A 24,997-nucleotide genomic window follows, 5' to 3' on the forward strand; every position below is an offset into this window, starting at 1 on the left:
GAGCCATGGCAGAACGCCGGAGCCAACCTAGGCAGCCCCGGCCAGCAGGCTCTCATAGGGGATATTCAAGCCATCATGCAGGCGCTTGATCATCGCCAGGCTGAGGCCACGCTTGCGATTCAGCACCTCCGAGACACGGCCGCTGCTGCCGATGAAGGGTTCCAGGTCGCGCGGGGTCAACCCTCGTTGCTCCATGCTGAACTTGATGGCCTCGACGGGATCGGCCGGGCCTATCGGGTAGTGCTTGTTCTCATACGCCTCGATCAGCGTCACGAGCACTTCCATTTCGTCGGCCTCATCCGTGCCCTCTTCCGCCTGGAAGATGGATTCCAGGCGCTGGAAAGCCGCGCGCAGGTCCTCGTCGTTTCGGATGGGCCTAATATTCATTCATCGTCTCCACGTCTATCTGGTCGTACCGGGCATGAGTGCCGATGAACTTCACCCAGGCGATGCCGCAGCGGTACTGCATCTCCACAACCAGGCGATACTTGTTGCCGCCGATGTTGAACACCACGCGGTTGTTGCCGCAGATGCTCGCGCTGCCGAATTGATTCTTCACGCCCTGCGGAGTCTTCCATTCAGCATTGATCGCCGCGTCGTACCAACTCTCCAAAGGGGCCTTGGTATCTTCCTGGCCAGGAATCCCCCAGAACTTCACCAGCGTGCTCTTTGCAATAACTCGCATCTGCCTCACTTCTCCCATATCGGGAGATTCTAGATCGAGAGCCGGCCATCTGCCAAGAGCGGCCTCTCCCGTCCCATCTCTCCCGCAGACATCAACCCCGAGCCCGCCGGTGCAGGCTCTCTGCTTGCCCTGAGAACAGCACTGGTTCGTCGCCTGGACGCCTCCAGCGCCAGACACCCTCGGCCTGTCCCTGCAGGGTGATCGCCCCATGCCCACTGCTGGCCAGGGTCAAGCGTCATCCCGCCTGCGCAACGAAAAAAGGCCGGTCACCCGGACCGGCCTTTCCATCGCGGAGTGCCTCAGTCGAGACTGATCGCCTCCCGGTTGCTTTCCAGGATCGCCTTGCCGATGCCCTTCACTTCCAGCAACTGATCCAGGCTGGTGAAGGGGCCATTGGCCTGCCGATAGGCCACTATTGCTTCGGCCTTGGCCTTGCCGATCCCCTTGAGCCGCTTTTGCAGCGTCTCTGCGTCCGCCGTGTTGAGGCTGACCAGCCCTTCCTGCTCGTCGTGCACGGTGACCGTCGCCGGCGTCAGCTTCTCCGGCGCGGGAGCGGCGGCAGCCATGCCCGACAGGGAAAGGGAGGAAAGCACGACCAGCAGTAGCGCGAATGCCTTATGCATGAATAACTCCTTTTAGTCACTGGGTATGGCGAGCCAGAACGGGCTCGCCATTCACCTTTAGCGACAGGAGCGGGGCAAGGGGAAGAAGGGAAAATCACACTTTGAATGAATCAGGGGCTTCCTCGCCGATTGGACGAAGAGCCCCTCCTGCAACAAGGCAGCGTCCGACCGAGCACCGACCTTGATCTGTCAGGGCTCCATCCGGCGCTGCTGGTGGACCAGGTCGACGATATCGCCATCCGGGCAGTAGCCGTTGACCGTCTCGCGCAGCAGCATGCGCACCTGGGCGTAGTCGCCCCGCTCCACCGCCTTCAGCAGCGAGACCAACACCGTCTTGAACGCCTCCCAGGGCAGCATTTCCTCGTTCGCCTTCATGATCATCGGGTGCTCGGTGGCGCCTACCTCGTCGCCGATCAGCAGCTCCTCGTAGAGCTTCTCGCCGGGACGCAAGCCACTGAACTCGATGGCGATGTCGCCGTGGGGCGAACTCTCCGAGCGCACGCTGAGCCCGGAAAGGTGGATCATCCGCTGGGCCAGCTCGAGGATTTTCACCGGCTGGCCCATGTCGAGCACGAAGACGTCGCCGCCGCGCCCCATGGAGCCCGCCTGGATCACCAGCTGCGCGGCCTCGGGAATGGTCATGAAGTAGCGGGTGATCGCCGGATGGGTGACGGTCACCGGGCCGCCACGCTTGATCTGCTCGCGGAACAGCGGGATGACCGAGCCGGACGAGCCCAGCACGTTGCCGAAACGCACCATGGTGAAGCGGGTCTTGTTCACATGGTGGACCCCGGTCTTGTCGCCGAAGAGCACCGGAGCCGGCTCCAGACTGAGCGCCTGGAGGATCATCTCGGCCAGGCGCTTGGTCCCGCCCATGACGTTGGTCGGTCGCACGGCCTTGTCGGTGGAGATCAGCACGAAGTTCTGCACGCCGGCCTGGATCGAGGCCTGGGCCGCATACAGCGTCCCCAGGACGTTGTTCAGCACCCCTTCGGAAATATTGTGCTCGACGATGGGCACATGCTTGTAGGCGGCCGCGTGGTAGACGGTGTTGATCTTCCAGCTACCCAGCACCTCCAGCAGCCGCTCGGCGCTGCGTACCGAGCCCAGGATGGGCACGAGCTGCACCGGCAGGGATTGCCGCCGGACACGCTGCTCCAGTTCCTGGTGGATGCGGTAGAGATTGAACTCGCAGTGTTCGAACAGCACCATCACCGTGGGCCCGCAAGGCAGGATCTGGCGGCACAGTTCCGAACCGATGGAGCCGCCCGCCCCGGTGACCATCACCGCCTGGCCGCGGATGCAGTGCTCCAGCAGCTCCTTGCGCGGCGCCACCGGGTCGCGCCCCAGCAGGTCGGCGATGTCCACTTCCTGAATGTCGTCCACCTTCACCCGGCCGTTGGCCAGGTCGATGATGCCGGGCACGCTGCGCACGTGCAGCGGATAGGGTTCGAGCAGACCGAGGATTTCGCGACGGCGCGCCCGCGAGGCGGAAGGAATCGCCAGGAGGATTTCCTGGGCCCCGGTCTCCTCGATCATCTGCTGGATATGCTTGGGCTTGAACACCCGCAGGCCGGCGATCACCCGGTTGGCGATCTCGTCGTCGTCGTCGATGAAGGCCACCGGCCGCATCACCCGCCCCATGCGCAGCGCGGCGACCAGTTGGTTACCCGCGGTGCCGGCGCCGTACACCGCAACCTTGATCAGGCCATCATCCTGCTTGAGGAAGGGCACGACCTGGATCGCGCTGTACCAGTCGCCCATGAAGTACTGGCGCATGGCCAGGCGCAGCCCGCCGACCATCAGCAGGCTCAGCCACCAATAGTTGAGCACCAGGGAACGCGGCACCGCCTCGACGACCGAGCGGTTCCAGTAGACCACCAGCGACAGCACCAGGGCCGAAATGGTCACCGCCTTCCAGATGGCGATCAGCGCATCATTGCCCAGGTAGCGCATGACCGCCCGGTACATGCCGAAGCGGATGAACAGCGGTATCGCGATCAAGGGCGCGGCGATGAACAGCCAGGCATGCACACGGAAGGGATAGGTCAGGTCATCCGTGCCCAGGCGCACCACGAAAGAAAGCCACAGGGCCAGCCAGACCAGGAACACGTCCGTGACGACCTGCAGCATTCGCTTGTAACGTCGGGGCAACCTCAGCAGGCGCTCTCGCAACATATCCATTCATCCTTCCCAGTCCGGGAGCGCAGTCTCCCGTTACATTGACCACCATTTCCCATGGAGTTCACTTCGACTTGCCGTTTTCAGGCCCACCGGCGCCCAGCAATGCCACGACCAGCACCAATGGAGCATAGGCAAGAAACAGACCGGCGACGCCGTCGATTCGGCCCAGCGCCACGAAAACGGCGATCGGCGACAGCCATATCAGATTGATCGCAGCCACCGACAAACTGATGGCGCGATGCTGGCCAAGACGCCGCGAAGCCCGCTGATAGGCATGGCTGCGGTGTGCTTCGTGAACCCGCTCGCCGCGCAGCAAGCGCCGCGCCAGGGTCCAGGTGGCATCGACCACGAAGGCGCCCAGCAGGATCAGCCACGACCAGAACAGCTGCGGCGCCTGCCAGGCCGCCTGCAGCGAGAGCCCGCCCAGCATGATGCCGAGGAAGCCGCTGCCGGCATCGCCCATGAATATCCGCGCGGGCGGGTAGTTCCAGGCCAGGAACCCCGCGGTGGCCGCGGCGAGCAACAGCGGCAGCCAGGCGGCCGACCCCGCCCCCGCCAACCAGCAGCAGAGCGCCGCGCCGCCGCAGACGGTAATCGCCTCCAGGCTGGCGATGCCGTCGATGCCGTCCATGAAGTTGTAGAGGTTCAGCAGCCACACCAGGTAGAACAACGCCAGCAGCGAGCCGAATAGCCCCAGGTCCCAACGAGCGCCGGCGAACGACAGGGCCGGCAGCCCCCCCAGCATGTAGAGCAGGAAGGCCGCGCCGAGGAAATGACCGAGCAGGCGCCAGCGCGCCGGTACGTGGCGGTGGTCGTCGATGAATCCCACCAGGGCTATCCAGCCCCCCGACAGCAGCAGAGCAAGCATGGCGCGCGTATCGGTCAGGCCCATCTCCCAGGACAGCAGCAGCGCCAGCAGGAAGCTCAGGACTATCGCCACCCCGCCGCCCCTCGGCGTCGGCACACTGTGGGAGCTGCGCTCGTTGGGCACGTCCATCACGCTGCGCGCCAGAGCGTAGTGGCGAACCCCGGCGGTACCGGCCCAGGCCAGCATCAGTGCAAGAAACAGCAGCAGGAAGGTCATGCGCAGGTCTCCCGGTACCAGCGCGCCGTCGTCGCGAGCGCCTGGTCGATGCTCACCGGCGGCTGCCAGCCCAGCAGCTCGCGGGTCTTGCCGATATCGACCTGCAACGAACCCAGCACGCGCTGCGCCTGGGCCCCTCGCCCGAATAGCACGGCCAGCCCCTGCAGCAGGGCCACCGGCACCGGCAGCAGTCGCGGGCGTACGCCGAGCGCCACGGCCAGGCGACGGCACAGCTCGGCGCTGGAAAGATCGTGATCATCGCTGACCAGGAAGACCTGGTTGGCGGCACGCTCGTGCTCCAGGCAGACGCGCAGCAGGTCGACGAGGTTGTCCCTGGCCACCAGGCTCCGCCGGTTGCGCACCCGAGCGAACGGCAGGGGCAACTGCCGCTGCACCACGCGCATCAGGCTGGCGAAGTTGGCCCCCACGCCCGGGCCGTAGATGAGCGGAGGGCGGATGACCACCCACTCCATCGCGCACTCTTCGGCCAGGCGCGACAACGCCCTTTCCGCCTCCAGCTTCGACTGGCCGTAGGGATCGGCCGGCGCCGGCGCATCCTCGGCGCGGAATGGCCGGCCGGGCGGCGTCGACTCGCCGTTGACCTTGATCGAACTGATGAAGATGAAACGCCGCACCCCTGCGGCTGCGGCCTGGCGCGCCAGGTTGAGGGTGCCCTCGACGTTGACCGCACGGAACTCGGCCAGGGGATCGCCCGCGGTTTCGCGCATGACATGCACCCGGGCCGCGGCATGGACCACGACGTCCACGCCAGCCAGTGCAGAGGTCCAGTCCTGGGTTGCGTTCAAGCCATCGATGGAATGGACCTCCACGCCGGGAAATTCGCCAGGCAGACGGGAACGCACCGCCACCGCCAGGCGCAGTCCCGGTATCGCGGCAAAGGTTTCGAGAATGCCCCGCCCGACAAAACCGGTGGCACCGGTCAGAAGTACTTTCAACACCACTCCTAGAGATTCAGGGCGCCAGGGCACCATCCATGATTCCGGGCATCGGCATCACTGCTGGGGAGCAGCGATCGGCCTGAGCGTATTCCACCCGTGGCAGCCCGGACATTGCCAGTGCAGTTCACGCCCGGCGAAACCGCAATTGCCGCAGCGATAGTGCGGCATCGATCGATACAGGCCGAGGATGATCGGCTGCATGTGGGTGAACAGTTCCTGGTCCGCCCTTCCGCCGCCCAGGGTGCCGAGCATGTCCAGCAAGCCTCGCCAGGAAGGTTGCTGCTGGACCTTGGCCAGCAAGCGGCCTCGCCAGCCCTGCCCGTCCGCATCGAGCTGGGCCAGGATCGCCAGCAGCGCCGGCGATGCATCCGGCACCTCGGCAAGACGGCGCAGGCAGGCGAGGATTTCCGGCTCGGCACAACACTCGCGGCGCCGCAGTATGGGCAGCAGCTCGCCGAGAAAGCCGGCATCGGCCGCGCAGAGCTCGGTGATGGAAGCGTCGGCAGCCTGGAAGTTGCGCTGCCACAGCTCGCAATCCAGGCGCATCAGCAAGGCGCGCACGCACTGGGGGTCGACCCGCCGGGCTTCCTTGAGAAGCTCACGGGCACCGTCGCGGTCGCCCGCGCGAATGCGTTCCTGGGCCTGCTCGCAATAATAGTTGGCCAGCACCGTCTTCAGTTGAGGGCGCCGACCCACCAGACGCGCAGCGAGTTCCACGGCACGCGCCCAATCCTTCTCGCGCTCGGCGATGCGACGCAACTCGTCCAGCGCCTCCAGCGAGATGGCCTGGCCATCTCGCTGCATCAGCTCGTCCAACAGTTGCTCGGCACTGCCAAGCAAGCCTCCGGCGATGTAATCACGGGCGAGTTCGAGACTGATCTGCGCGGACAGCTCGGGGTTGGCGGAGGCCTTCTCCAGCAACTCCTGGTGGATCTGGATGGCCTTCTCGATATCCCCACGGCGACGGAACAGATTGCCGACATGAACGTGGCTTTCGAGTGTTTCCTCGTTCAGCGAAAGCCCCTGGGAAAGGCGCTCCAGCGCGTCGTCGGAATGCCGGTCGAGCAAGTTGTGCATGTTGCGCACCCGCTCGCGCAACGCCTCATCAGCCGAAGCCGGCCAAGAGCCCGGGCGCAACGAGCGACGCCCCAGCCACCAACCGACGGCCAGGGCCAAAACGAACAGCAGCATTGCTACAACGCTGGACATCCCGGTATCACTGGGTCTTCAGCGACTGGTCGCGCAGGGCCTGGTTTTCCTTGCGGAAGCGCGACACTTCGGAACGCAGCCCCGAGAGATGCAGGCGCGTGCGCGCCCGGAACGGAATGCTCAGCAGCAGGCCGATGACACCACCCAGGACGAAGGACAGGGTAATGAAGACCACCAGCGGCCACTCCGGCGTCTGCCAGCCCAGGAAGGCCAGTTGAACCTTCTGCAGGTTCTCCAGGACGAAGACGACCACTACTGCGCAGAGCAGGATGGCAGCCAGGAAGGCCAGAAAGCGTTTGAGCCGAAGCATGAAAAATCCTCGATCGTTCTCTAGCCGGCTACACGGGCTCGTTCACCCGATCGCGCAATTCCTTGCCCGGCTTGAAGTGCGGAACGAATTTACCATCCAGACGCACCGATTCGCCGGTCTTCGGATTCCGGCCGACGCGCGGTGCGCGGTAATGCAGAGAGAAACTGCCGAACCCACGGATCTCGATGCGATCGCCGGTAGCCAGAGCCTGGGACATCTGCTCAAGCATCGTCTTGATCGCCAGCTCCACATCCTTTGCGGAAAGCTGCCCCTGATGGGTGACGATTCTCTCGATCAACTCCGACTTGGTCATGGTTTTCCCTTCTTTTTCAAGCGGCTAGATCAGCTCTAGGTTCTTTTAGCACGCAGCTCAAGCTTTGAACAGCCTAAAGGAGGTGCAAAAAACAAAAGCCCCGGGCATCGCTGCCCGGGGCTTTTTCGTCGCTCAGCGCATCACTTCACCAGGAACGGCGAAGCCCCCTCCACCACGCCGGTCTCGCTGACGTACTGCTTCCAGTGCTCGATCAACTCCGCCAGCTTGCCCGGCTGGGCCTCGGCCAGGTCGTGGATCTCGCCCGGATCCTTGCCCAGGTCGTACAGCTGCCAACTGGCCGGCCCCACCGGCGCGGGGATGTACACCGCCTTCCAGTCGCCCTGGCGGATGGCGCGCATGCCGAACAGTTCCCAGCCGGTCACGGTCTTCTCGTCGTGGGCGCGTTCGGTCTCGCCGGAGAGCCAGCCCAGCCAGGACTTGCCGCGCGGCTCGGCGACCTCGCGGCCGCGCCAGCGCTTGCCCGGGTGGCGCACGCCGGCCAGGTCGAGAAGGGTCGGGGTGATGTCCATGACGGTGGCGAACTGCTCGCTGATCACGCCCTGGCGCGCCAGCTGCGGATAGCGCACGAAGGCCGGCACGCGGATGCCGCCCTCGGTGGTGAAGGCCTTGAACAGCCGCGACGGCGCGGTGGCCGCCTGGGCCCAGCGCGGGCCGTACCAGACGTAGGAGTTGGCGCGGCCGATGTTCTCCAGGCTGTTGTCGTAGTGCTGGTCGAGGAAGCCCAGCAGGTCCGGGCCGAACTTCGGGAAGGCCTCCAGCAGCGCGCCCTCGGCGCCGTTGTCGGACATGAACAGGACGAAGGTGTTGTCCAGCTCGCCCTGCCGGCGCAGGTAGTCGACCACCCGGCCGATGTTCCAGTCCATGCGCTCGACCATCGCCGCGTAGACCTCCATGGCCCGCGCCGACTTGGCCCGCTCCTCGTCGCTCAGGGCCTCCCACTCGCGGCTGATGGCGAGCACCGGGTGCGCCTCGACGTCCTGCGCCACCAGGCCCAGCGCCTTGAGCCGCGCCAGGCGCTCCTGACGCAATGCCTCGGGGCCGGCGTCGTAGCGGCCGCGGTATTTGTCCACCACCTCCTTGGGAGCCTGCAGCGGCCAGTGCGGCGCGGAGAATGGCAGGTAGGCGAAGAACGGCCGCGCCTGGTCGCGTTCCTTGAGGTACTGCAGCAGCTTGTCGCCGAAGGCATCGGAGGAATAGAAGCCCTCGGGCAGTTGCTCGACGAACCGGTCGTCCTCGATGTAGAGCGCCGGCGTGCCCTTGAGGATGCGCGGCGTACTTTCGTCGTAGGGCGGCTCGTAGCCGTAGTGGTTGGCGGCGCCGGGCAGCAGCGAGAAGGAACGCTCGAAGCCGCGCGCGTGGGGCGCCTGCTCGGCCTTCAGGCCCAGGTGCCACTTGCCGGCCATCAGCGTCTGGTAGCCGGCCTCGCGCAGCAGTTCGGGCAGCGCCACCACGCGGTCGTTGAGGTAGCCCTCGTAGCCGGGCTTGCCTTCCAGCTCCGGGGTCAGCGCCTCGGCCATGGTGCCGATGCCGGCGATGTGATGGTCGGTGCCGGTGAGCAGCATCGAGCGCGTCGGCGAGCAGGTCGGCGCGGTGTGGAAGTCGGTCAGGCGCAGGCCGGCATGGGCCAGGGCGTCGAGGTTGGGCGTGGCGATCTCGCCGCCGAAGGCGCCGATGTCGGAGAAGCCGAGGTCGTCGGCGACTATCACCAGGAAGTTGGGGCGTTTGCTCATATCGAAACTCGGTCGGTGTTTGGGAAGTTTCCTGTAGAAGCGAGCTTGCTCGCGAACCGCATGGCACTGCGTTTGTTCGCGAGCAAGAACTAAGCGTCCCCCTCGCTCCTACGAAAAAAAGAAGAGGCGCCTCAGCAGGCGATGAACTCGAACGGCAGGTTCTCCACCCGCCTGGGCTGCGGCGCGAGGTAGTCGCCATCGCCGGTCAGCTCGTGCAGCAGTTCCTCGCGCAGGCGCAGGAAGTCGAAGCCACCGCGCTCGCGCGGGTGCGCCAGGGGCACCTCGACGATGCGCTTGATGCGCCCCGGGCGCGGCGCCATCACCACCACGCGGTCGGCCAGGAACAGCGCCTCCTCCACGTCGTGGGTCACCAGCAGGGTGGTGATGCGCTCGCGCTCGCGGATGCGCAGCAGTTCTTCCTGCAACTGCTGGCGGGTCAGCGCGTCGAGGGCGCCGAAGGGTTCGTCCAGCAGCAGGATGCGCGGGCTGGCCACCAGGCCGCGGGCGATGGCCACGCGCTGGGCCATGCCGCCGGAGAGCTGGTGCGGGTAGGCGCGGTTGAACGCGGACAGGCCGACCAGTTCGAGGTAGTCGGCGACCTTGCGCGCCCTGCCCTCCTCGCTCAGCGGCTCGTTGACCAGGCCCAGGGCGACGTTCTGCTCCACCGTCAGCCAGGGGAACAGGCGGTGTTCCTGGAACACGATGCCACGCTCGCCGCCGATGCCGTCGATGGCCTTGTCGCCGATGCGGATCTCGCCGCGGTACTCGCGGTCCAGGCCCACCAGCAGGCGCAGCAGGGTGGACTTGCCGCAGCCGCTGGCGCCGACGATGGCGATGAACTCGCCCGTGGCGATGTCCAGGTCGAAGCGCTGGATGGCCTCCAGTTGCCGGCCGTCCACCGGGAAGCTCTTGCCGACCTGGCGGAAACTCACCAGCGGCGCGGAAGTGAAAGCGTTCATGCGTGTCTCCAGCGCGTGGCGCGCGCTTCGATGCGTTGTCCGAGGGCGCCGAGCAGGGCGCCGGTGAGGCCGACCAGGAGCATCCCGGCGCTGACCAGGTCCATGCGGAACAGCTGCTGGGCGCCGATCATCAGGCTGCCGATGCCGCCGTCCGAGGGCATGAAGTACTCGGCGCCGATGGTGCCCAGCCAGGCGTAGATCAGGCCCAGGCGCAGGCCGGCGAAGATCGACGGCGCCGCGCCCGGCAGGACCAGGCGGCGCAGGCGCTGCCAGGGCGACAGGCGCAGCACGCGGGCGGCCTCGCCCAGTTGCGCCGGCAGGCTGGCGATGCCGCGCTGGGTGGCCAGCAGCAGCGGGAAGAAACTGGCCAGGGCGACGAACACCACCTTGGCCGCCTCGCCCAGGCCGAACCAGGCGGTGAGCAGCGGCACCCAGGCGAAGATCGCCACCTGGCGCAGGGCCGAGAACGACGGGCCGAGCAGGCGCTCCGCCGGGCGCCACAGCCCCAGGGCCAGGCCCAGCAGGAAGCCGGCGCCGCCGCCCAGCAGCAGCCCTAGCAGGGAACGTTGCAGGCTGGCCAGCAGGGCTGTCGGCAGGCTGCCGTCGAGCAGGCCGCGCCAGGTGGCCTCGACCACCGCGGCGGGGCTGACGAGGATAGCCGGATCGACCCACTGGCCGACGCTCGCCGCCTGCCACAGGCCGACCAGCGCCAGCGGCAACAGCCACGGCTGCAGGCGCTGCCAACCCTGGCCACGGGTGCCGCGGCGGAACTCGCCGGCGGCCTGCTGCGGCCAGTGCACCAGGCGCCGCTCCAAAGCCTGGATGCCCTGGTCCATGGCCGCGCCTACCAAGCCGACAACGAGGATGCAGACGAACACCACGTCGAGCATGAACAGTTGGCGGCTCTGCACCATCAGGTAGCCGATGCCCTCGCTGGAGGCCAGCAGTTCCACCGCCAGCAGCGAGGTCCAGCCCTGGGCCAGGGCCAGGCGCACGCCGGTGAGGAACGCCGGCAGCGCCGCCGGCAGCAGCAGCCGGCGCACCAGCAGCGGCGGCGGCAGGCGCAACACGGCGGCGGCCTCGCGCAGCTTGGGCTGGGCGTCGCGCACGCCGACCAGGGTATGCAGCGCCACCGGGACTATCACCGCCTTGACCAGCACCACCAGCTTGAGCAGTTCGCCGATGCCGAAGAACAGCATGAACAGCGGGATCCAGGCCAGCGTGGGGACCTGCGCCAGGGCCAGGAAGGTCGGCAGCACGAAGCGCTCGGCGCTGCGGCTGAAGCCCAGCCAGGCGCCCAGGGCCGCGCCGCTGGCGATGCCGGCGAGCAGGCCCCAGCACAGCCGCTGCAGGCTGATCCACAGCTGCTGCCAGAGTTCGCCGGCGAACAGCTCGCGGGCGCTCTGCCAGACCAGCGACGGCGCCGGCAGTATCTGCGCGGACATCCAGTGCTGGGCGGCGGCCAGCCACCAGAGAACGAACAAGGCCACTGGCAACAGCCAGGGCAGCAAGCGCGGGGCGATCAGCGCCAGCCGCTGCGAGGCGGCGGCGCTTGCGGTGGGGTACACAGGCAAGGCGAGTGCCTTAGAAATATTCTTCATTGGAATATGAAAAAATCTATCAATGCATTTATGAGCTAAGAGTTCCCATTTAAGGGAAGCCTCCCCAGCGCAGCCAATGCATTCGACGAATATTTTTTATGCCTTGCATGCATTCGCCCGGCAGCACGGATGCGGGCTGACTTATCTCTATAAATTATTAAAAAATAAATTTTTATTATTTTATTAATCAGCCATGACCTGCCTTAGTGCCTTTCCCATTCCCCCGCAGGAGGCAGGCGCCATGAAGGCCCTCACCCACCCGTTGCTGTCGCTCTTCGCCGCCCCGGTGCTCGCCGGGCTGCTCGGCGCTTATGCTCCGTTCACCAGCGCCGCCGAAGCGCCGAAGGAAATCCGCATCGCCGTGCCCGACGTGGGCGCCGGGCAGAACCATTCCGGCGGCGGCCTCGTCGACGTGCTCTACACCCGCAAGCTGCTGGAGAAGGAGTTCGCCAACGACGGCATCCAGATCAAGTGGACCTACTTCAAGGGCGCCGGCCCGGTGATCAACGAGGCCTTCGCCAACGGCCAGGTGGACTTCGCCTACCTCGGCGACCTGGCGGCCATCATCGGCAAGGCCAGCGGCCTGGACACCCGCCTGCTGGCCGCCACCGGGCGCGGCGTCAATCACTACCTGGGCGTGCAGCCGGGCTCGGGGATCAAGACCCTGACCGACCTCAAGGGCAAGCGCGTGGGCATCTTCCGCGGCACCGCCAGCCAACTGTCGTTCGACAACGCCCTGGCCAGCGTGGGCCTGAGCGAGAAGGACCTGAAAGTCATCAGCCTGGACTTCAACGCCGCCCTGGCGGCGCTGGCGGCCAAGCAGATCGACGCCACCTGGGGCCTGGCCGGCCTCTTCGCCCTGCGCGAGAAGGGCCTGGCGGAAATCCCCCTGAGCACCCGCGACCTCGGCGGCGCCGGCACCCTGCAAGCTGTGCTGGTAGGCAACGGCGCCTTCGTCGACGCCCACCCGGAAATCACCCGGCGCCTGCTCAAGGTGGAACTGCAGGCCCTGGCCTGGGCCGGCGCCGAAGCCAACCACGCGGCCTTCATCGACCTGGTGTCGAACCAGGCCGGCTACCCGCCGATCATCCTGCAGACCGAATACAAGGACCGCCCGTTGGCCGAGGCCCTGTCGCCGCAACTGGACGCCGGCTTCCTCGGCCAGCTCGATGCCTCGATCCAGGCGGCCAGGCAGTACGGCCTGATCCGCCGCGACTTCAAGGCCGCCGACTGGGCCAAGCCGGACTACCTGGCGGCCGCCGCCAAGCTGGCTGCGGCGCAGCCGGTGGCGCAGGTGCAGTGATTGAGCCCGTAGCAGCCTGCGAGCTCAATCGCGGATAACGCCCAGGTCAACCCCGGCGCCGCCTGGAACCAAGGCCAAACGGCGGATAACGCGGAGCGTTATTCGCCCTACGCCAAGCCCACCGTAGGGCGTATAACCGTTCGCGGTTATCCGCCGCCTCACCCAAGCCCCCAGCCCACGCCCAGGCCAACCCCGGAGCCGCCGGGCGCCAAGGCCAAACGGCGGATAACGCGGAGCGTCATTCGCCCTACGCCAAGCCCACCGTAGGGCGTATAACCGTTCGCGGTTATCCGCCGCCCCCTCCCCGCAAACCTTCACGCCACCGCACTCCGCTCCTCCTCGTCCAACTCCACCAACATCTCGATCAACGCCCGCGCCGCCGCCGAAAGGCGGTAGCCGGTACGGCTGACGATCCCACAGCGCGCCTGCAGGCTGTCGATGTTGTGCGGCAGGTTACGCAGATGCAGGCGCGCCACCTCGCCATTGGCCAGCGCATGGCGCAAACCATCCTCGCTGCCCACGCCGATGGCGTCGGTCTGGCTGACGATGCGCACCAGCGAGCCCAGGTGCTCGCACTGGATGTTCGCCTGCAGGTCGCTCTTGCCGCTCAGGTTGGCCAGCAGCTTGCGGATGCCCGGCGGCATCCGCGCCGAGGCCAGCGGGTAGGCGAACAGGTCGTTGGTGGACAGGCTCTCCTTGGCCAGCAACGGGTGCCCGCTGCGGCAGAAGAAGAAGCCCCGGCGCGGGCTCAGCGGCCGCGTCTGGAAGCCGGGGTCGGCCTCGAAGTGGCGGATGTCGGCGATGAAGAACTCGATCTCGTCGCGCAGCAGGCTGCGCGACAGGCGCTCCCAGTTGTCCACCTGGAAATCGATCTGCAGCCGCGGGTGGCGCCGGATCAGCCGCGCCACCGCGTCGGGCACCAGTTTCTGCGCCGGCGCCGGCCCGCAGCCGAAGTGCAGCTCGCCGGCATCCAGCTTGTTCAACTGGGTGATTTCCTGGGTCAGGTTGGCCGCCCCCTGCACCAGGCGCAGCGCGTGCTGCAGCACCACCTGGCCTTCCGGCGTGGGGCGCAGCTCCTTGCTGCCGCGGTCCACCAGCTGGCAGCCCAGCTCCTGCTCCAGGCCCTGGATGCTGCGGCTGAAGGCCGGCTGGGTGATGCCCATGGCATCGGCCGCGCGGACGAAACTGCGGTGTTCGGTGAGGGCGATGAAGTAACGCAGTTGGCGCAGATCCATGATGCTTTACCGGCATTGAAAATATTGGACAAAGGCATTTGCCGTTGGGGATGCGCTGGTTTTAAATGCAAGCTCTTATTCCGTCAACGAAGAATAAAACTTAAATTTATTCTTTTAAGAAATAAGAATATGCCCCTCGACCAGGAGCCCCCAATGGCCTTGCACCCTTTCGCCCCACGCCTGTTGCCGGCACGAATGCTTTCCTCTCGCGGCTGTAGCCGCTGAGCCCCGGCGTCGCCGGACGACGCCCACCGATTAGAAGAGAGCCGTTTTCGCCATGCCCCGCATGGCGCAGCCCCTGTTGCCCGCGATCCGCCGGGCAGTGCCTGATGCAAGGAAAAGACGATGAGCCAGAGTGCTTCGCTGCAAACCCCGTTCACGCTACGCCCCGGCCGAACCCGGCCCGGCGCTCCCGACTACGCCCTGGCCCTGCTGCTCGCCCTGGGCGGCGCGCTGCCGCTGCAGGCCGCCGAGCAGGACGAGGCCAGCGCCACGCCCGAGGCCGCCAGCGCCGCCGACAAGGGCACCAGCACCCAGGCCACAGCCCTGGGCAAGGTCACGGTCACCGCCCGGCGCCGCGAGGAAGACTCGCAGAAGGTGCCCACGCCGATCACCGTGCTCGACGGCGCCACCCTGGAGAACCAACGCATCACCAAGGTGCAGGACCTGCAGCAGGTGCTGCCCAGCGTCAACGTCGCCTACATCCACGCCCGCCAGTCGAGCATCGCCGTGCGCGGCATCGGCAACAACCCGGCCAGCGACGGCCTGGAGGGCTCCGCCGGGGTCTACCTGGACAACGTCTACCTGGGCCGCCCGGGCATGGCGGTGTTCGACCTGCTGGACATCGAGCAGCTGGAGCTGTTGCGCGGCCCGCAAGGCACGCTGTTCGGCAAGAACACCACCGCCGGCGTGCTGAACATCAGCACCCGTGCGCCGACCTTCACCCCCGAGCGCACGGTGGAGGTCTCCGGCGGCCAGGAAGGCTACTTCCAGGGCCGCGGCACGGTCTCCGGGCCACTCACCGACGAACTGGCCGGGCGCGTTTCCGCCTACCGCACGCGCAGCGACGGCTACATCACCAACATCCACGACGACAACAAGCTCAACGGCGGCGAGCGCCAGGGCATCCGCGGCCAGCTGCTGTACAAGCCCAGCGAGGACTTCAGCCTGCGCTGGATCAGCGAGTACAACGAGGAGGACTCCAGCAACGGCAGCATGGTGGTCTATGGCGCCGCCCCGCGCTTCTGGCAGCGCGCCGCGCTGGTCGGCGCCTCGCAGATCGCCGATCCGGACCGGCACAAGGTCAACATCGACAGCCGCCAGCACGTCAGCGTGCACCAGGGCGGCAGCTCGGTGGAGGCCAACTGGAAGCTGGCCAACGACTTCACCCTGACCTCCATCAGCGCCTACCGCTTCTGGAACTTCACCCCGGCCAACGACGAGCAGCTGAACGTCTCGGCGATCCGCAATACCGGGGTGGCGGTGCGCGACCGCCAGTTCTCCCAGGAAATCCGCCTGGCCTCGCCCACCGGCGGCGCCTTCGACTACGTGGTCGGCGCCTACGCGTTCAACCAGAACCTGGGCAACAAGACCTTCACCGACTACGGGCCGCTGGCCGACAGCTACCTGCTGGGGAGCAACCTCAACGCCCTGAACGACACCTCCAGCAAGGCCAACGGCAAGATCGAGACCGACAGCTTCGCGCTCTTCTCCCAGGGCACCTGGCACCTCACCGACAAACTCGACTTCACCGCCGGCCTGCGCGGCACCTATGAGGAAAAGGACGCCAAGGTGAAGCGCTACGCCCCGGTGGGCGGCGCGCCCGTGAGCGGCGCCGGCGCGGTGGTGCGCAACGGCCAGCTGGGCGCCTACGATTCCGGCGACCTCAGCGTCTACAGCTTCGCCCCCTCGGCGCTGCTCAGCCTGAGCTACCAGTTCAGCGACGAGCTGCTGGGCTATGCCTCGCTGTCCCACGGCGAGAAGTCCGGCGGGGTGAACCTGGCGGTGGCCAGCGCGCCGAGCGCCGGCGCCGACTCGCTGCTGGTCGGCCCGGAACGCGCCAACGATGCCGAACTGGGGATCAAGTCGACGCTGCTCGACCGCCGCCTGCAGCTCAACGCCAACATCTTCTGGACCGGCATCCACGGCTACCAAGCCACCACCCTGTACCAGCCGGCCGGCTCCACCCAACTGGTGCAGGTGCTGTCCAACGCCGGCAGCGTGCGCTCCCGCGGCCTGGAGCTGGAGGCCACCGCCCTGCCGCTGCGCGGCCTGACGCTGAACTTCAACGGCTCCTACAACGACGTCAGCTACCTGTCGTTCAAGGACGCCCCGTGCCCGGCCGAGATCAGCACCCAGCCCGGCGCCCCGGCCAGCTGCGACCTCACCGGCAAGCGCGTGGTCGGCGCCTCGAAATGGATCGCCAACCTCAACGGCGAATACAAGTGGCAGTTGGCCAACCGCTTCGAGCCCTACGTCAACGCCAGCTATTCGTACCGCTCCGAGGCCGAGGGCACGCTGGACGACTCCGACCTCTCGAAGATCCCCGGCTACGGCCTAGCGAACTTCTCCGTGGGCGTGCGCCACGACCTGGGCGACGGCCAGCTGGACGCCTCGGTGTGGCTGAAGAACGCCTTCGACAAGGACTACTACCTGGCCGCCTTCGCCAGCATCAACGGCTCCTACACCGCCTCGGTGGGCCAGCCGCGCACCCTGGGCGCCTCGGTCCGCTACGACTTCTGATCCCACTCGCCGCCCCGCGCGGCCCCTTGCAGTACCAACTACAGCAATGAGGAACACGAGATGAGCAATGCAGCACACGCCGTACAACCCGCCGTACAACTCGACATCCACCCGGTGGCCGGGCGCATCGGCGCCGAGATCCGCGGGGTGACGCTTTCCGGCCACCTGGACGCGGCCACGGTCGAGGCCATCCAGGCCGCCCTGGTGAAGCACAAGGTGATCTTCTTCCGCGGCCAGAGCCAGCTCGACGACCAGGGCCAGGAAGCCTTCGCCAAGCTGCTCGGCGAGCCGGTGGCGCACCCGACGGTGCCGGTGCGCGACGGCACCGAATACCTGCTCGAACTGGACGGCGCCGAAGGCCGCCGGGCCAACTCCTGGCACACCGACGTGACCTTCGTCGAGGCCTACCCGAAGGCCTCGATCCTGCGCAACGTGGTGGCCCCGCAGGCCGGCGGCGACACCGTCTGGGCCAACACCGCGACCGCCTACGACGACCTCAGCGACGAACTCAAGGCCCTGGCCGACAAGCTCTGGGCGGTGCACAGCAACGAATACGACTACGCCGCCATCAAACCCAACGCCGACCCGGCGCGCCTGGAGCAGTACCGCAAGGTGTTCACCTCCACCGTCTACGAGACCGAGCACCCGGTGGTGCGCGTGCACCCTGTCAGCGGCGAGCGCAACCTGCTGTTGGGGCACTTCGTGAAGCGCCTGAAGGGCCTGTCGCAGCACGACTCCCAGCACCTCTTCGCGGTGCTGCAGAGCCACGTCACCCGTCTGGAGAACACCGTGCGCTGGCGCTGGCAGGCCGGCGACGTGGCCATCTGGGACAACCGCGCCACCCAGCACTACGCGGTGGACGACTACGGCACCCAGCCGCGCATCGTGCGGCGCGTGACCTTGGCCGGCGAGGTGCCGGTGGGGGTGGATGGGCAGCGGAGCCGGACTGTCAGGAAAGCCTGAAAGCACAGCAAGAGCCCCTCTCCCTAACCCTCGCCTACGCGGCCCGCCCTGAAGGGAGAGGGGACCGCTCGGTGCGCTTGGGTGTTCTGGAGTCAGCCGGCTAGCACAGAGATTGCCGGCTGAAACCAAGCTGCCTCTCGGCACGGACAAGCCTCCTCTCCCTTCAGGGCGGGGCGCGCAGCCGAGGGCTGGGGAGAGGGCAACCCAAACTCGATACGGAGCACCAGACCATGAGCCAATCCGCCGCCCTCAAGGCACCACAGGAAACCCCAACCGAACCCTTCGCCATCATCCCCCTCGACGCCCCGCTGGGCGCCGAGGTCCGCGGCCTGGACGCACGCCAGCCGCTGACGCCCAAGCAGATCCTGGCGATCAAGCAGGCCCACCGCGACCACCACATCCTCATCTTCAGGAACCAGCAACTGGACGATCGGCAGTACCTGAATTTCGCCACCCTGTTCGGCGCGGTGTTCCAGCCGCCGGCGGACGTGCCGGTGCTGTCTTCCGGCGTCGACGGCAGGGCTCCGGACATCGTCAAGGTGGCCAATACCGGCGATGGCGAACTGGGCAACTTCGCCCTGCCCGCGCACATCGACCACCAGTGGACGCCGCTGCCCTCCTCCGGCTCCTTCCTCTACGCGCTGGAAGTGCCGAGCCAGGGCGGCGAAACCCTGTTCACCAACCTGGCGCTCGCCTACCAGAGCCTGGACGCAGCCACGCGCAAGGAAATCGACGACCTGCGGCTGATCAGCTACAACCCCTTCGTGCGCCTGAAGAACGGCTATTCGGGCGGCTTCGTCACCTACCGCACCCCGGACATCGAGCCGATCCAGGGCACCGAGCATCCGCTGGTGCGCACCCATCCGGAAAGCGGCAAGCGCGTGCTCTACCTCAGCGTCCACACCGAAGTGGAAATCCCCGGCCATGAGCCGCAGCAGGGCAAGGCCCTGGTCGAGCGCCTGCGCGCCCACCTGCAGAAGCCGGAGCTGATCTACAGCCACAAATGGCAGGTCGGCGACATCGTCTGGTGGGACAACCAGGCCACCCTGCACGGCCGCAACGCCTTCCCGGCCAGCGAGCGGCGCCGCCTGAAGCGCATCAGCCTGGGCGGCAGCCGGCCGTTCTGAGTTTCCCGCGGGCAAAGAAAAAGCCCCTGGCCGATGGCCAGGGGCTTTGCGAAGTGGTGGGTCGTGTAGGATTCGAACCTACGACCAATTGGTTAAAAGCCAACTGCTCTACCGACTGAGCTAACGACCCAACGCGAGGCGTATAATACTGATTTCTAACGCAAAAACAACACCTTTACGAAAAATTTTTCAGAAATATCGCGTAGGGTCTGAAATTTCCGCCGCGGCGAAGCCTTCGGCGCGCAGGCGGCAACTGTCGCACTTGCCGCAGGCACGGCCTGCGTCGTCCGCCTGGTAGCAGCTCACGGTGAGCGCGTAGTCCACGCCGCGGGCCACGCCGGCCTGGATGATCTGAGCCTTGGAGAGGAACTGCAGCGGCGCCTGGATGCGGAAACCATCGCCTTCCACCCCGGCCTTGGTGGCCAGGTTGGCCATGCGCTCGAAGGCCTCGACGAACTCGGGGCGGCAGTCCGGGTAACCGGAATAGTCCACGGCGTTGACGCCGATGAAGATGTCCCGCGCACCGAGCACCTCGGCCCAGCCCAGGGCCAGGGAAAGGAACACGGTGTTGCGCGCCGGCACGTAGGTCACCGGGATGCCCTCGCTGGGCGCCTCGGGCACGGCGATGCTGCTGTCGGTCAGCGCCGAGCCGCCGATGCCGTCGAGGTTCAGGCCGATGACCTTGTGCTCGACCACGCCCAACTGGCGGGCCACGCGCTCGGCGGCCTGGAGTTCGGCGCGGTGGCGCTGGCCATAGTCGAAGCTCATGCTGTAGCAGGCGTAGCCCTCGGCCTTGGCCATGGCTACCACGGTGGCGGAGTCGAGCCCGCCGGAGAGCAGGATGACGGCTTTCTTCTGAGTCATGTGGTTACCCTTCCCGTCCGCGTCTCAGCGGCCCGGTTCGTCGTTCCAGAGGATCTTGTGCAGTTGCATCTGGAAGCGCACCGGCAGGTTGTCGGCGACTATCCAGTCGGCCAGCTCGCGCGGCGCCAGTTGGTGATGGCTCGGCGAGAACAGCACTTCGCCGGCGCGCTCGTCGAGGCGGTATTCGATCAGCTTGGACACCGCCCAGTCGTAGTCCTCGCGGGAGCAGAGGACGAACTTGACCTGGTCGTTGCCGGTGAGTTCGGCGATGTTCTCGTAGCGGTTGCGGCGCACCTCGCCGGAGCCCGGGGTCTTCAGGTCGAGCACCCGGCTGACGCGGCGGTCGGTGGCGGAGATGTCCAGCGCGCCGCTGGTCTCCAGGGATACCGAGTAACCGGCGTCGCACAGGCGCTGCAGCAGCGGCAGGCAGTTGGGTTGCGCCAGCGGCTCGCCACCGGTGACGCAGACGTAGCGCGGCCGGTAGCCGGCGACGGTTTCGAGGATGCTGTCCAGGCTGCGGATCTCGCCGCCACTGAAGGCGTAGGCGGAGTCGCAGTACTGGCAACGCAGGGGGCAGCCGGTCAGGCGCACGAACACGGTCGGCAATCCGACGGTGCGCGCTTCCCCCTGCAACGAGTAGAAGATCTCGGTGATTCGCAGGGTCTGTTGCATATCAGCCACGGGCGTGACGGCTACACAGGCCATCCGCCTCCGTTGCGGTGTAATCGAACGAACGCCGGGCGTTCGGGAATTCCCGGGCGGGCAGACATCAGCCGAGCTGAAACCGCTCCGCGGCTCCGGGTGGCGGCGATTCTAACGGAAAACCCGGCGTTCGGCGCGCAGAGTCGTTCGTTCGGGTGTAACGGGCGGGCACGCTTTTCGTAGGGGCTAGGCTGCTCGTGCCACCGGGGCGTCCGGCGTGGCCGGTGAATCCAATCGCGGACAAAGTCCGCTCCTACGCCCGCGCTTCCCTGGAACCGTAGGAGCAACTGTCTGCGTCGAGGAGCTTTTCGTAGGATGGGTTGAGCTTGCGATACCCATCGGGCCATGGTGATGGGTATCGCTTCGCTCAACCCATCCTACGGGACTCGTGCCACCGGGGCGTCCGGCGTGGCCGGTGAATCCAATCGCGGACAAAGTCCGCTCCTACGCCCGTGCTTCCCTGGAACCGTAGGAGCGGACTCCGTCCGCGATCCGGCGGAAACCTCCGGGTGAGGATCAGAGCGCGGGATAAAGGTTCGCGAGCAAGCTCGCTCCTACAGGAGGAGCATGTCCCGCTGGAATGAAAAACGCCGTTTCCCCCTGCTGGAAGAAACGGCGTTTTCAGATGAACGACAAGAGGCTTACTTGAGGCTCTTCAGGTCCCGCTGGGCCAGTTGGGCGGCGGAGCTGCCCGGGTACTGGGCGACCACCTGCTGGAGGATGCCACGGGCCTTGTCGTTGTTGCCCAGGCGGCGCTCCACGTCGGCCAGCTTGTACAGCGAGTCCGGCACCTTGGGGCTGCTCGGATAGGCCTGGCTGACCTTGGCGAAGGCCTGGCCGGCGCCCTGCAGGTCGCCCTTGGCCAGGTTCACCTCGCCCAGCCAGTACTGGGCGTTGCCGGCGTACTGGCTGCTGGGGTACTTGCGCAGGAAGGCGCCGAAGGCCTGGCTGGCCTTGTCGAAGTCCTTGGCCTTGATCAGGTCGAAAGCCGCATCGTAGTAGAGCTTCTCTTTCGCCGGATCGCCCGGCTCGCTGCTCGCGGGCTGGGCCTGTTGCTGCTGGGCGGCAGCGGCGCCGGCCGCTGCGCCCGCACCGGCGGCGCTGCCGTCGGTGGAGGGGTTCTGGGCTGCCGGAGCGGAGGAAAGGCGGCGATCGAGGTCCTGGTAACGCTCGAGGCTTTCCTGCTTCAGCTGCTGGATCTGATTCTGCTGCTCTTCGAGGGTGCCGCGCAGGCGGGCGATCTCGTCCTGCATCTGCTGCAGTTGCAGGAACAGCTGGGCTTGCCCGGAGACGGGAGCGGCCGAAGCCGCCCCGCCACCGGCATAAGCACCATCAGCACCTGCGGTGCCGTACCCCGCGGGCGGCGCGCTGGCGTAGCCGCCATCGTTACCATCCACCACCGGAACCGCGGCCGCCGCCATCAGCGGCAGGCCGCAGACCATCAAGGTCAGGAGTCGCAGGCGCATAGGGTCTTACTTCTTCAGCTCAACGCGACGGTTCTGAGCCCAGGACTGTTCGTCGTGGCCGGTGGCAACCGGACGCTCTTTACCGTAGGAAACCAGTTCCAGCTGAGCCGGGGACACGCCCTGCAGTACCAGGTAGCGCTGAACGGCCTTGGCGCGACGCTCACCCAGAGCCATGTTGTACTCGCGGGTGCCGCGTTCGTCGGTGTGGCCTTCCAGGACGACGTGCTGGCCGCTGCCTTTCAGGTCTTTGGCGTGTACGTCCAGAGCGCGCATGGCTTCCGGCTTCAGGTCGGAGCTGTCGTACTCGAAGTAGAAGGTGGTGATCGCACGCAGAGCGGCTTCGTCGCTCAGGCTGCCGTCAACGGCACCGCTGTTGGCGCCGTAGCCAGCGTTCGGGTCAACGCCGCCATTGGCGCCTTCACCAGTAGCATCGCCTTTCTTGGACGAGCAACCTACGGCTACGGCCATGGCGAGGGCGATAACGGCAAATTTGCCGAATTTCAGCATTTCCATCATGTAACTCCTAATGAACCCCAGTGTATAAGTTTGGAACAGTTGGCAACCGTCAGTTCAGGTAAGGGGACCAGGATGGCTCGCGCACGTCGCCCTGAGCGGTGGGTAGCGGTAACCGAACACGTCCGTTGATGCTGGCGAGCATCAACACGCCCCGGTCCTGCTGGCGGGGGGCGTATATTAGCATCGTGCCATTTGGCGCAACAGTGGGCGAATCGTTCAGCGTGGTGTTCGAAAGCACCCGCAGATTGCCGCGTTGCAGGTCCTGGGCGGCGATCTGGAAGTTGGTGAAACCTTCCTGGCGGTGGACCATCACCAGGGTCTTCTCGTCGGCCGAGAGTTTCGGGTTGGCGTTGTAGTTGCCGGTGAAGGTCACGCGGTCGGTGGCGCCGCTGTTGACGTTCATCTTGTAGATCTGCGGCTTGCCGCCACGGTCCGAGGTGAAGTACAGGGTCGAGCCGTCCTTGCCCCAGAAGGGCTCGGTGTCGATGGCCGCGTTGTTGGTCAGGCGGCGCAGCTGGCGCGAGCCCAGGTCCATCAGGTAGATCTCCGGGTTGCCGTCGCGCGACAGCACCAGGGCCAGGCGATTGCCGTCCGGGGAGAACGCCGGGGCGCCGTTGAGGCCTTCGAAGTTGGTCAGCTGCTCGCGGCGGCCGGTATCCACGTACTGCATGAAGATGCGCGGGCGCTTCTGCTCGAAGGACACGTAGGCGATGCGCCGGCCGTCTGGCGAGAAGCGCGGCGAGAGGATCGGCTCGCGCGACTGCAGCAGGGTCACCGGGCGGGCGCCGTCGTAGTCGGCGCGCTGCAGGGTGAAGCGGGTGTTGTCGGCGGAGAAGCGCTCGGCGGTCACGTAGAGCAGCTTGGTGGAGAAGGCGCCCTTGATGCCGGTGAGCTTCTCGAACGACTGGTCGGCGATGAAGTGCGACATGTCGCGCAGTTGCTCGACGCTGCCGCCGACGCTGCCGGTGACGATCTGCTGCTGGGTGGCGACGTTGAACAGGCCGTACTGCACCTGCAGGCGGCCGCCGGCCGGGGTGATGTTGCCGATCAGCACGTATTGCGCGCCGAGGGCCTGCCAGTCGCGGTAGATCACCTCGCTGGCCTGGGCCGGCAGGCTGATCATGTTCTGCCGCGGGATCGGCTCGAAGTAGCCGGAGTTGCGCAGGTCGTTGCCGATGATGTTGGCCATGTCGTCGGGCAGGACGTTGCCGCCCTGCCAGCCGAAGGGCACCACGGCGATCGGCACGGCGCGATCGGCGCCGCTGGTCACCAGAATGTTCTTCTCATCTGCCATCGCCACGCCTGCCACGCAGAGCAGGGCGACGAGCAATCCTCTGAAAATCTTGATCACAGCGTGAGGTCCTCAGGCGTGAAGGTCATCTTGAAGGAACGGTAGGGATTGAAGTCCTTGGGACTCAGGCCCTGCATTTCAGTAATGCGACCGACGTTCCTCACGGCGTTCACCGCGGAACTGTCGAACGCCTTGTCGCCGCTGGAGCGGACGACGGTCGCATTGGTGATGGTGCCATCGGGCAGCATGTTGATCTGCACGGTAACACTCATGCCGTTACGGGCCGATGGCGGACGCGACCAGCCCTCGGATACCCGCGAGCGGATCAGGTCGTCGAAGTTGCCTGCCACCTCGTTGCCCTGTTCGTCGGCCAGGGCCTGCTGCCGCTGCGTGTCGTCGGACAGCAGTTCGGCCAGGGCCTGGGCCTTCTTGTCTTCCTGAGCCTTCTTCGCCGCAGCCTGGGCCGCGGCCTTCTTCTTCGCGGCGTCGGCGGCCGCCTTCTTCTTGGCGTCCTCCGCGGCGGCGAGTTTCTTGGCCTGCTCCGCAGCTTTCTTCTTGGCCTCTTCGGCGGCCTTCTTCTTGGCCTCCTCCGCGGCTTGTTTCTTGGCTTCTTCCTCGGCTTGCTTCTTGGCCTCTTCCTCGGCCTTCTTCTTGGCGATGTCGGCCTGCTGCTTCTGCGCCGCAGCCTTGGCCTCGGCCGCCTTCTTGGCGGCGTCCGCGGCCTTCTTCGCCTCGGCGGCCTTGGCTGCTTCCGCAGCTTTCTCGGCCTCCGAAGCCTTTCGAGCCTCATCGGCTTTCTTTTGTTCCGCAGCTTTCGCTTCGGCTATGGCTTGCTGCTCGACCTTCTTTTGCTCCAGCTGTTCCTGCTCATACTGCTTGGCAGAGGTCTTCTTCGCCTCCCCGGCGATCTTCTGGTTGGTCTGCTGCGTGGCCTGGCTCTTGGACTTGAGCTGGTAGAGCGTGGCCTGGACGATCGGACGCGCAGGCGGCAACTCGGGCGTCATGGCCCAGCTGACGAAGAGCATCGCGAAAATCAGGACGTGCAGCGCTACCGCCAGTACGACCGGCCAGAAGTAGCTTTCCGATGGAGAGCGTTCGAGTTGGTGCATA

General features: G+C 66.4%; 23 protein-coding genes and 1 tRNA gene. 4 read left to right on the forward strand and 20 right to left on the reverse strand.

From position 1 onward, the window contains the following. Window positions 1-27: 27 nt before the first annotated feature. The 12 genes from FG99_RS04225 to FG99_RS04280 all read right to left on the reverse strand — a co-directional run bounded on the left by FG99_RS04225 (window position 28) and on the right by FG99_RS04280 (window position 11,678). Window positions 28-387 carry a helix-turn-helix domain-containing protein gene (locus tag FG99_RS04225; protein ID WP_043267504.1) on the reverse strand — a complete coding sequence of 120 codons (360 nt, stop codon included), beginning with the start codon at window positions 385-387 and terminating at the stop codon, window positions 28-30. Next, complete coding sequence (locus FG99_RS04230) at window positions 377-685, reverse strand: type II toxin-antitoxin system HigB family toxin (RefSeq protein WP_043267952.1); 309 nt, start codon at window positions 683-685, stop codon at window positions 377-379. Before FG99_RS04230 ends, FG99_RS04225 begins: the two co-directional genes overlap by 11 nt. Before the next feature lie 299 nt (window positions 686-984). Beyond that, window positions 985-1,308: a ComEA family DNA-binding protein gene (locus FG99_RS04235; protein ID WP_009621023.1), complete on the reverse strand. Its 324-nt coding sequence runs from the start codon at window positions 1,306-1,308 to the stop codon at window positions 985-987. 189 nt (window positions 1,309-1,497) lie between these two features. Further along, on the reverse strand, window positions 1,498-3,492 hold the full coding sequence (locus FG99_RS04240; RefSeq protein WP_043267506.1) for a polysaccharide biosynthesis protein: 1,995 nt from the start codon (window positions 3,490-3,492) through the stop codon (window positions 1,498-1,500). 61 nt (window positions 3,493-3,553) lie between these two features. Beyond that, window positions 3,554-4,576 carry an MraY family glycosyltransferase gene (locus FG99_RS04245; RefSeq protein WP_043267508.1) on the reverse strand — a complete coding sequence of 341 codons (1,023 nt, stop codon included), beginning with the start codon at window positions 4,574-4,576 and terminating at the stop codon, window positions 3,554-3,556. Then, window positions 4,573-5,532: a UDP-glucose 4-epimerase family protein gene (locus FG99_RS04250; RefSeq protein WP_043267510.1), complete on the reverse strand. Its 960-nt coding sequence runs from the start codon at window positions 5,530-5,532 to the stop codon at window positions 4,573-4,575. Before FG99_RS04250 ends, FG99_RS04245 begins: the two co-directional genes overlap by 4 nt. A 57-nt stretch (window positions 5,533-5,589) precedes the next feature. Beyond that, window positions 5,590-6,726, reverse strand: a complete 1,137-nt coding sequence (locus tag FG99_RS04255; RefSeq protein WP_232245002.1) for a tetratricopeptide repeat protein — start codon at window positions 6,724-6,726, stop codon at window positions 5,590-5,592. Between the two features lie 25 nt (window positions 6,727-6,751). Continuing rightward, window positions 6,752-7,054 carry a LapA family protein gene (locus FG99_RS04260; RefSeq protein ID WP_043267514.1) on the reverse strand — a complete coding sequence of 101 codons (303 nt, stop codon included), beginning with the start codon at window positions 7,052-7,054 and terminating at the stop codon, window positions 6,752-6,754. Window positions 7,055-7,082: 28 nt separating this feature from the next. Further along, the gene (gene ihfB / locus FG99_RS04265; protein WP_009621012.1) at window positions 7,083-7,367 is read right to left on the reverse strand and encodes an integration host factor subunit beta; all 285 of its coding nucleotides are present in this window, start codon (window positions 7,365-7,367) and stop codon (window positions 7,083-7,085) included. A gap of 140 nt (window positions 7,368-7,507) precedes the next feature. Beyond that, window positions 7,508-9,118 carry an arylsulfatase gene (locus FG99_RS04270; RefSeq protein WP_043267516.1) on the reverse strand — a complete coding sequence of 537 codons (1,611 nt, stop codon included), beginning with the start codon at window positions 9,116-9,118 and terminating at the stop codon, window positions 7,508-7,510. A gap of 131 nt (window positions 9,119-9,249) precedes the next feature. Further along, window positions 9,250-10,077 (reverse strand): ABC transporter ATP-binding protein, encoded by an 828-nt coding sequence (locus tag FG99_RS04275; protein ID WP_043267518.1) that lies wholly within the window; start codon window positions 10,075-10,077, stop codon window positions 9,250-9,252. Beyond that, the gene (locus FG99_RS04280) at window positions 10,074-11,678 is read right to left on the reverse strand and encodes an ABC transporter permease (protein WP_043267520.1); all 1,605 of its coding nucleotides are present in this window, start codon (window positions 11,676-11,678) and stop codon (window positions 10,074-10,076) included. Before FG99_RS04280 ends, FG99_RS04275 begins: the two co-directional genes overlap by 4 nt. A 241-nt stretch (window positions 11,679-11,919) precedes the next feature. On the opposite strand from FG99_RS04280, the gene FG99_RS04285 reads away from it, so the two are divergent. After that, window positions 11,920-12,981, forward strand: coding sequence for an ABC transporter substrate-binding protein (locus tag FG99_RS04285; RefSeq protein ID WP_043267521.1), 1,062 nt, complete (start codon window positions 11,920-11,922; stop codon window positions 12,979-12,981). A 314-nt stretch (window positions 12,982-13,295) separates the two neighbouring features. Here FG99_RS04285 and FG99_RS04290 read toward each other — a convergent pair whose 3' ends face one another. Beyond that, on the reverse strand, window positions 13,296-14,216 hold the full coding sequence (locus FG99_RS04290) for a LysR family transcriptional regulator (protein ID WP_043267523.1): 921 nt from the start codon (window positions 14,214-14,216) through the stop codon (window positions 13,296-13,298). 345 nt (window positions 14,217-14,561) lie between these two features. Between FG99_RS04290 and FG99_RS04295 the strand changes: the two genes are divergently transcribed. The 3 genes from FG99_RS04295 (at window position 14,562) to FG99_RS04305 (ending at window position 19,048) form a co-directional block, all read left to right on the forward strand. Then, window positions 14,562-16,958, forward strand: a complete 2,397-nt coding sequence (locus FG99_RS04295) for a TonB-dependent receptor (protein ID WP_141766109.1) — start codon at window positions 14,562-14,564, stop codon at window positions 16,956-16,958. Window positions 16,959-17,018: 60 nt separating this feature from the next. Beyond that, entirely contained in the window at window positions 17,019-17,921 is a 903-nt protein-coding gene (locus FG99_RS04300; RefSeq protein ID WP_043267525.1) for a TauD/TfdA dioxygenase family protein, read from the forward strand. Window positions 17,922-18,151: 230 nt separating this feature from the next. Further along, window positions 18,152-19,048, forward strand: a complete 897-nt coding sequence (locus FG99_RS04305) for a TauD/TfdA dioxygenase family protein (RefSeq protein ID WP_043267527.1) — start codon at window positions 18,152-18,154, stop codon at window positions 19,046-19,048. 54 nt (window positions 19,049-19,102) lie between these two features. Here FG99_RS04305 and FG99_RS04310 read toward each other — a convergent pair. From FG99_RS04310 to tolA, 7 genes are all read right to left on the reverse strand, one after another. Then, window positions 19,103-19,178, reverse strand: a tRNA-Lys gene (locus FG99_RS04310). A gap of 59 nt (window positions 19,179-19,237) precedes the next feature. Further along, window positions 19,238-19,912 carry a 7-cyano-7-deazaguanine synthase QueC gene (queC, locus tag FG99_RS04315; RefSeq protein WP_043267530.1) on the reverse strand — a complete coding sequence of 225 codons (675 nt, stop codon included), beginning with the start codon at window positions 19,910-19,912 and terminating at the stop codon, window positions 19,238-19,240. A 24-nt stretch (window positions 19,913-19,936) separates the two neighbouring features. Then, entirely contained in the window at window positions 19,937-20,584 is a 648-nt protein-coding gene (gene queE / locus FG99_RS04320) for a 7-carboxy-7-deazaguanine synthase QueE (RefSeq protein ID WP_024128550.1), read from the reverse strand. Between the two features lie 671 nt (window positions 20,585-21,255). Beyond that, window positions 21,256-22,080: a tol-pal system protein YbgF gene (gene ybgF, locus FG99_RS04325; RefSeq protein ID WP_009616944.1), complete on the reverse strand. Its 825-nt coding sequence runs from the start codon at window positions 22,078-22,080 to the stop codon at window positions 21,256-21,258. A 6-nt stretch (window positions 22,081-22,086) separates the two neighbouring features. Further along, window positions 22,087-22,593, reverse strand: coding sequence for a peptidoglycan-associated lipoprotein Pal (pal, locus tag FG99_RS04330; protein ID WP_009616943.1), 507 nt, complete (start codon window positions 22,591-22,593; stop codon window positions 22,087-22,089). Between the two features lie 52 nt (window positions 22,594-22,645). Beyond that, window positions 22,646-23,890, reverse strand: coding sequence for a Tol-Pal system beta propeller repeat protein TolB (tolB, locus tag FG99_RS04335; protein WP_218187143.1), 1,245 nt, complete (start codon window positions 23,888-23,890; stop codon window positions 22,646-22,648). 53 nt (window positions 23,891-23,943) lie between these two features. Then, window positions 23,944-24,996, reverse strand: a complete 1,053-nt coding sequence (tolA, locus tag FG99_RS04340) for a cell envelope integrity protein TolA (RefSeq protein WP_009616941.1) — start codon at window positions 24,994-24,996, stop codon at window positions 23,944-23,946. Window position 24,997 lies beyond the last annotated feature (1 nt).

The sequence above is a fragment of the Pseudomonas sp. AAC genome, from assembly GCF_000725445.1.
In the GTDB taxonomy this organism is placed as follows: Bacteria; Pseudomonadota; Gammaproteobacteria; order Pseudomonadales; family Pseudomonadaceae; genus Pseudomonas; species Pseudomonas citronellolis.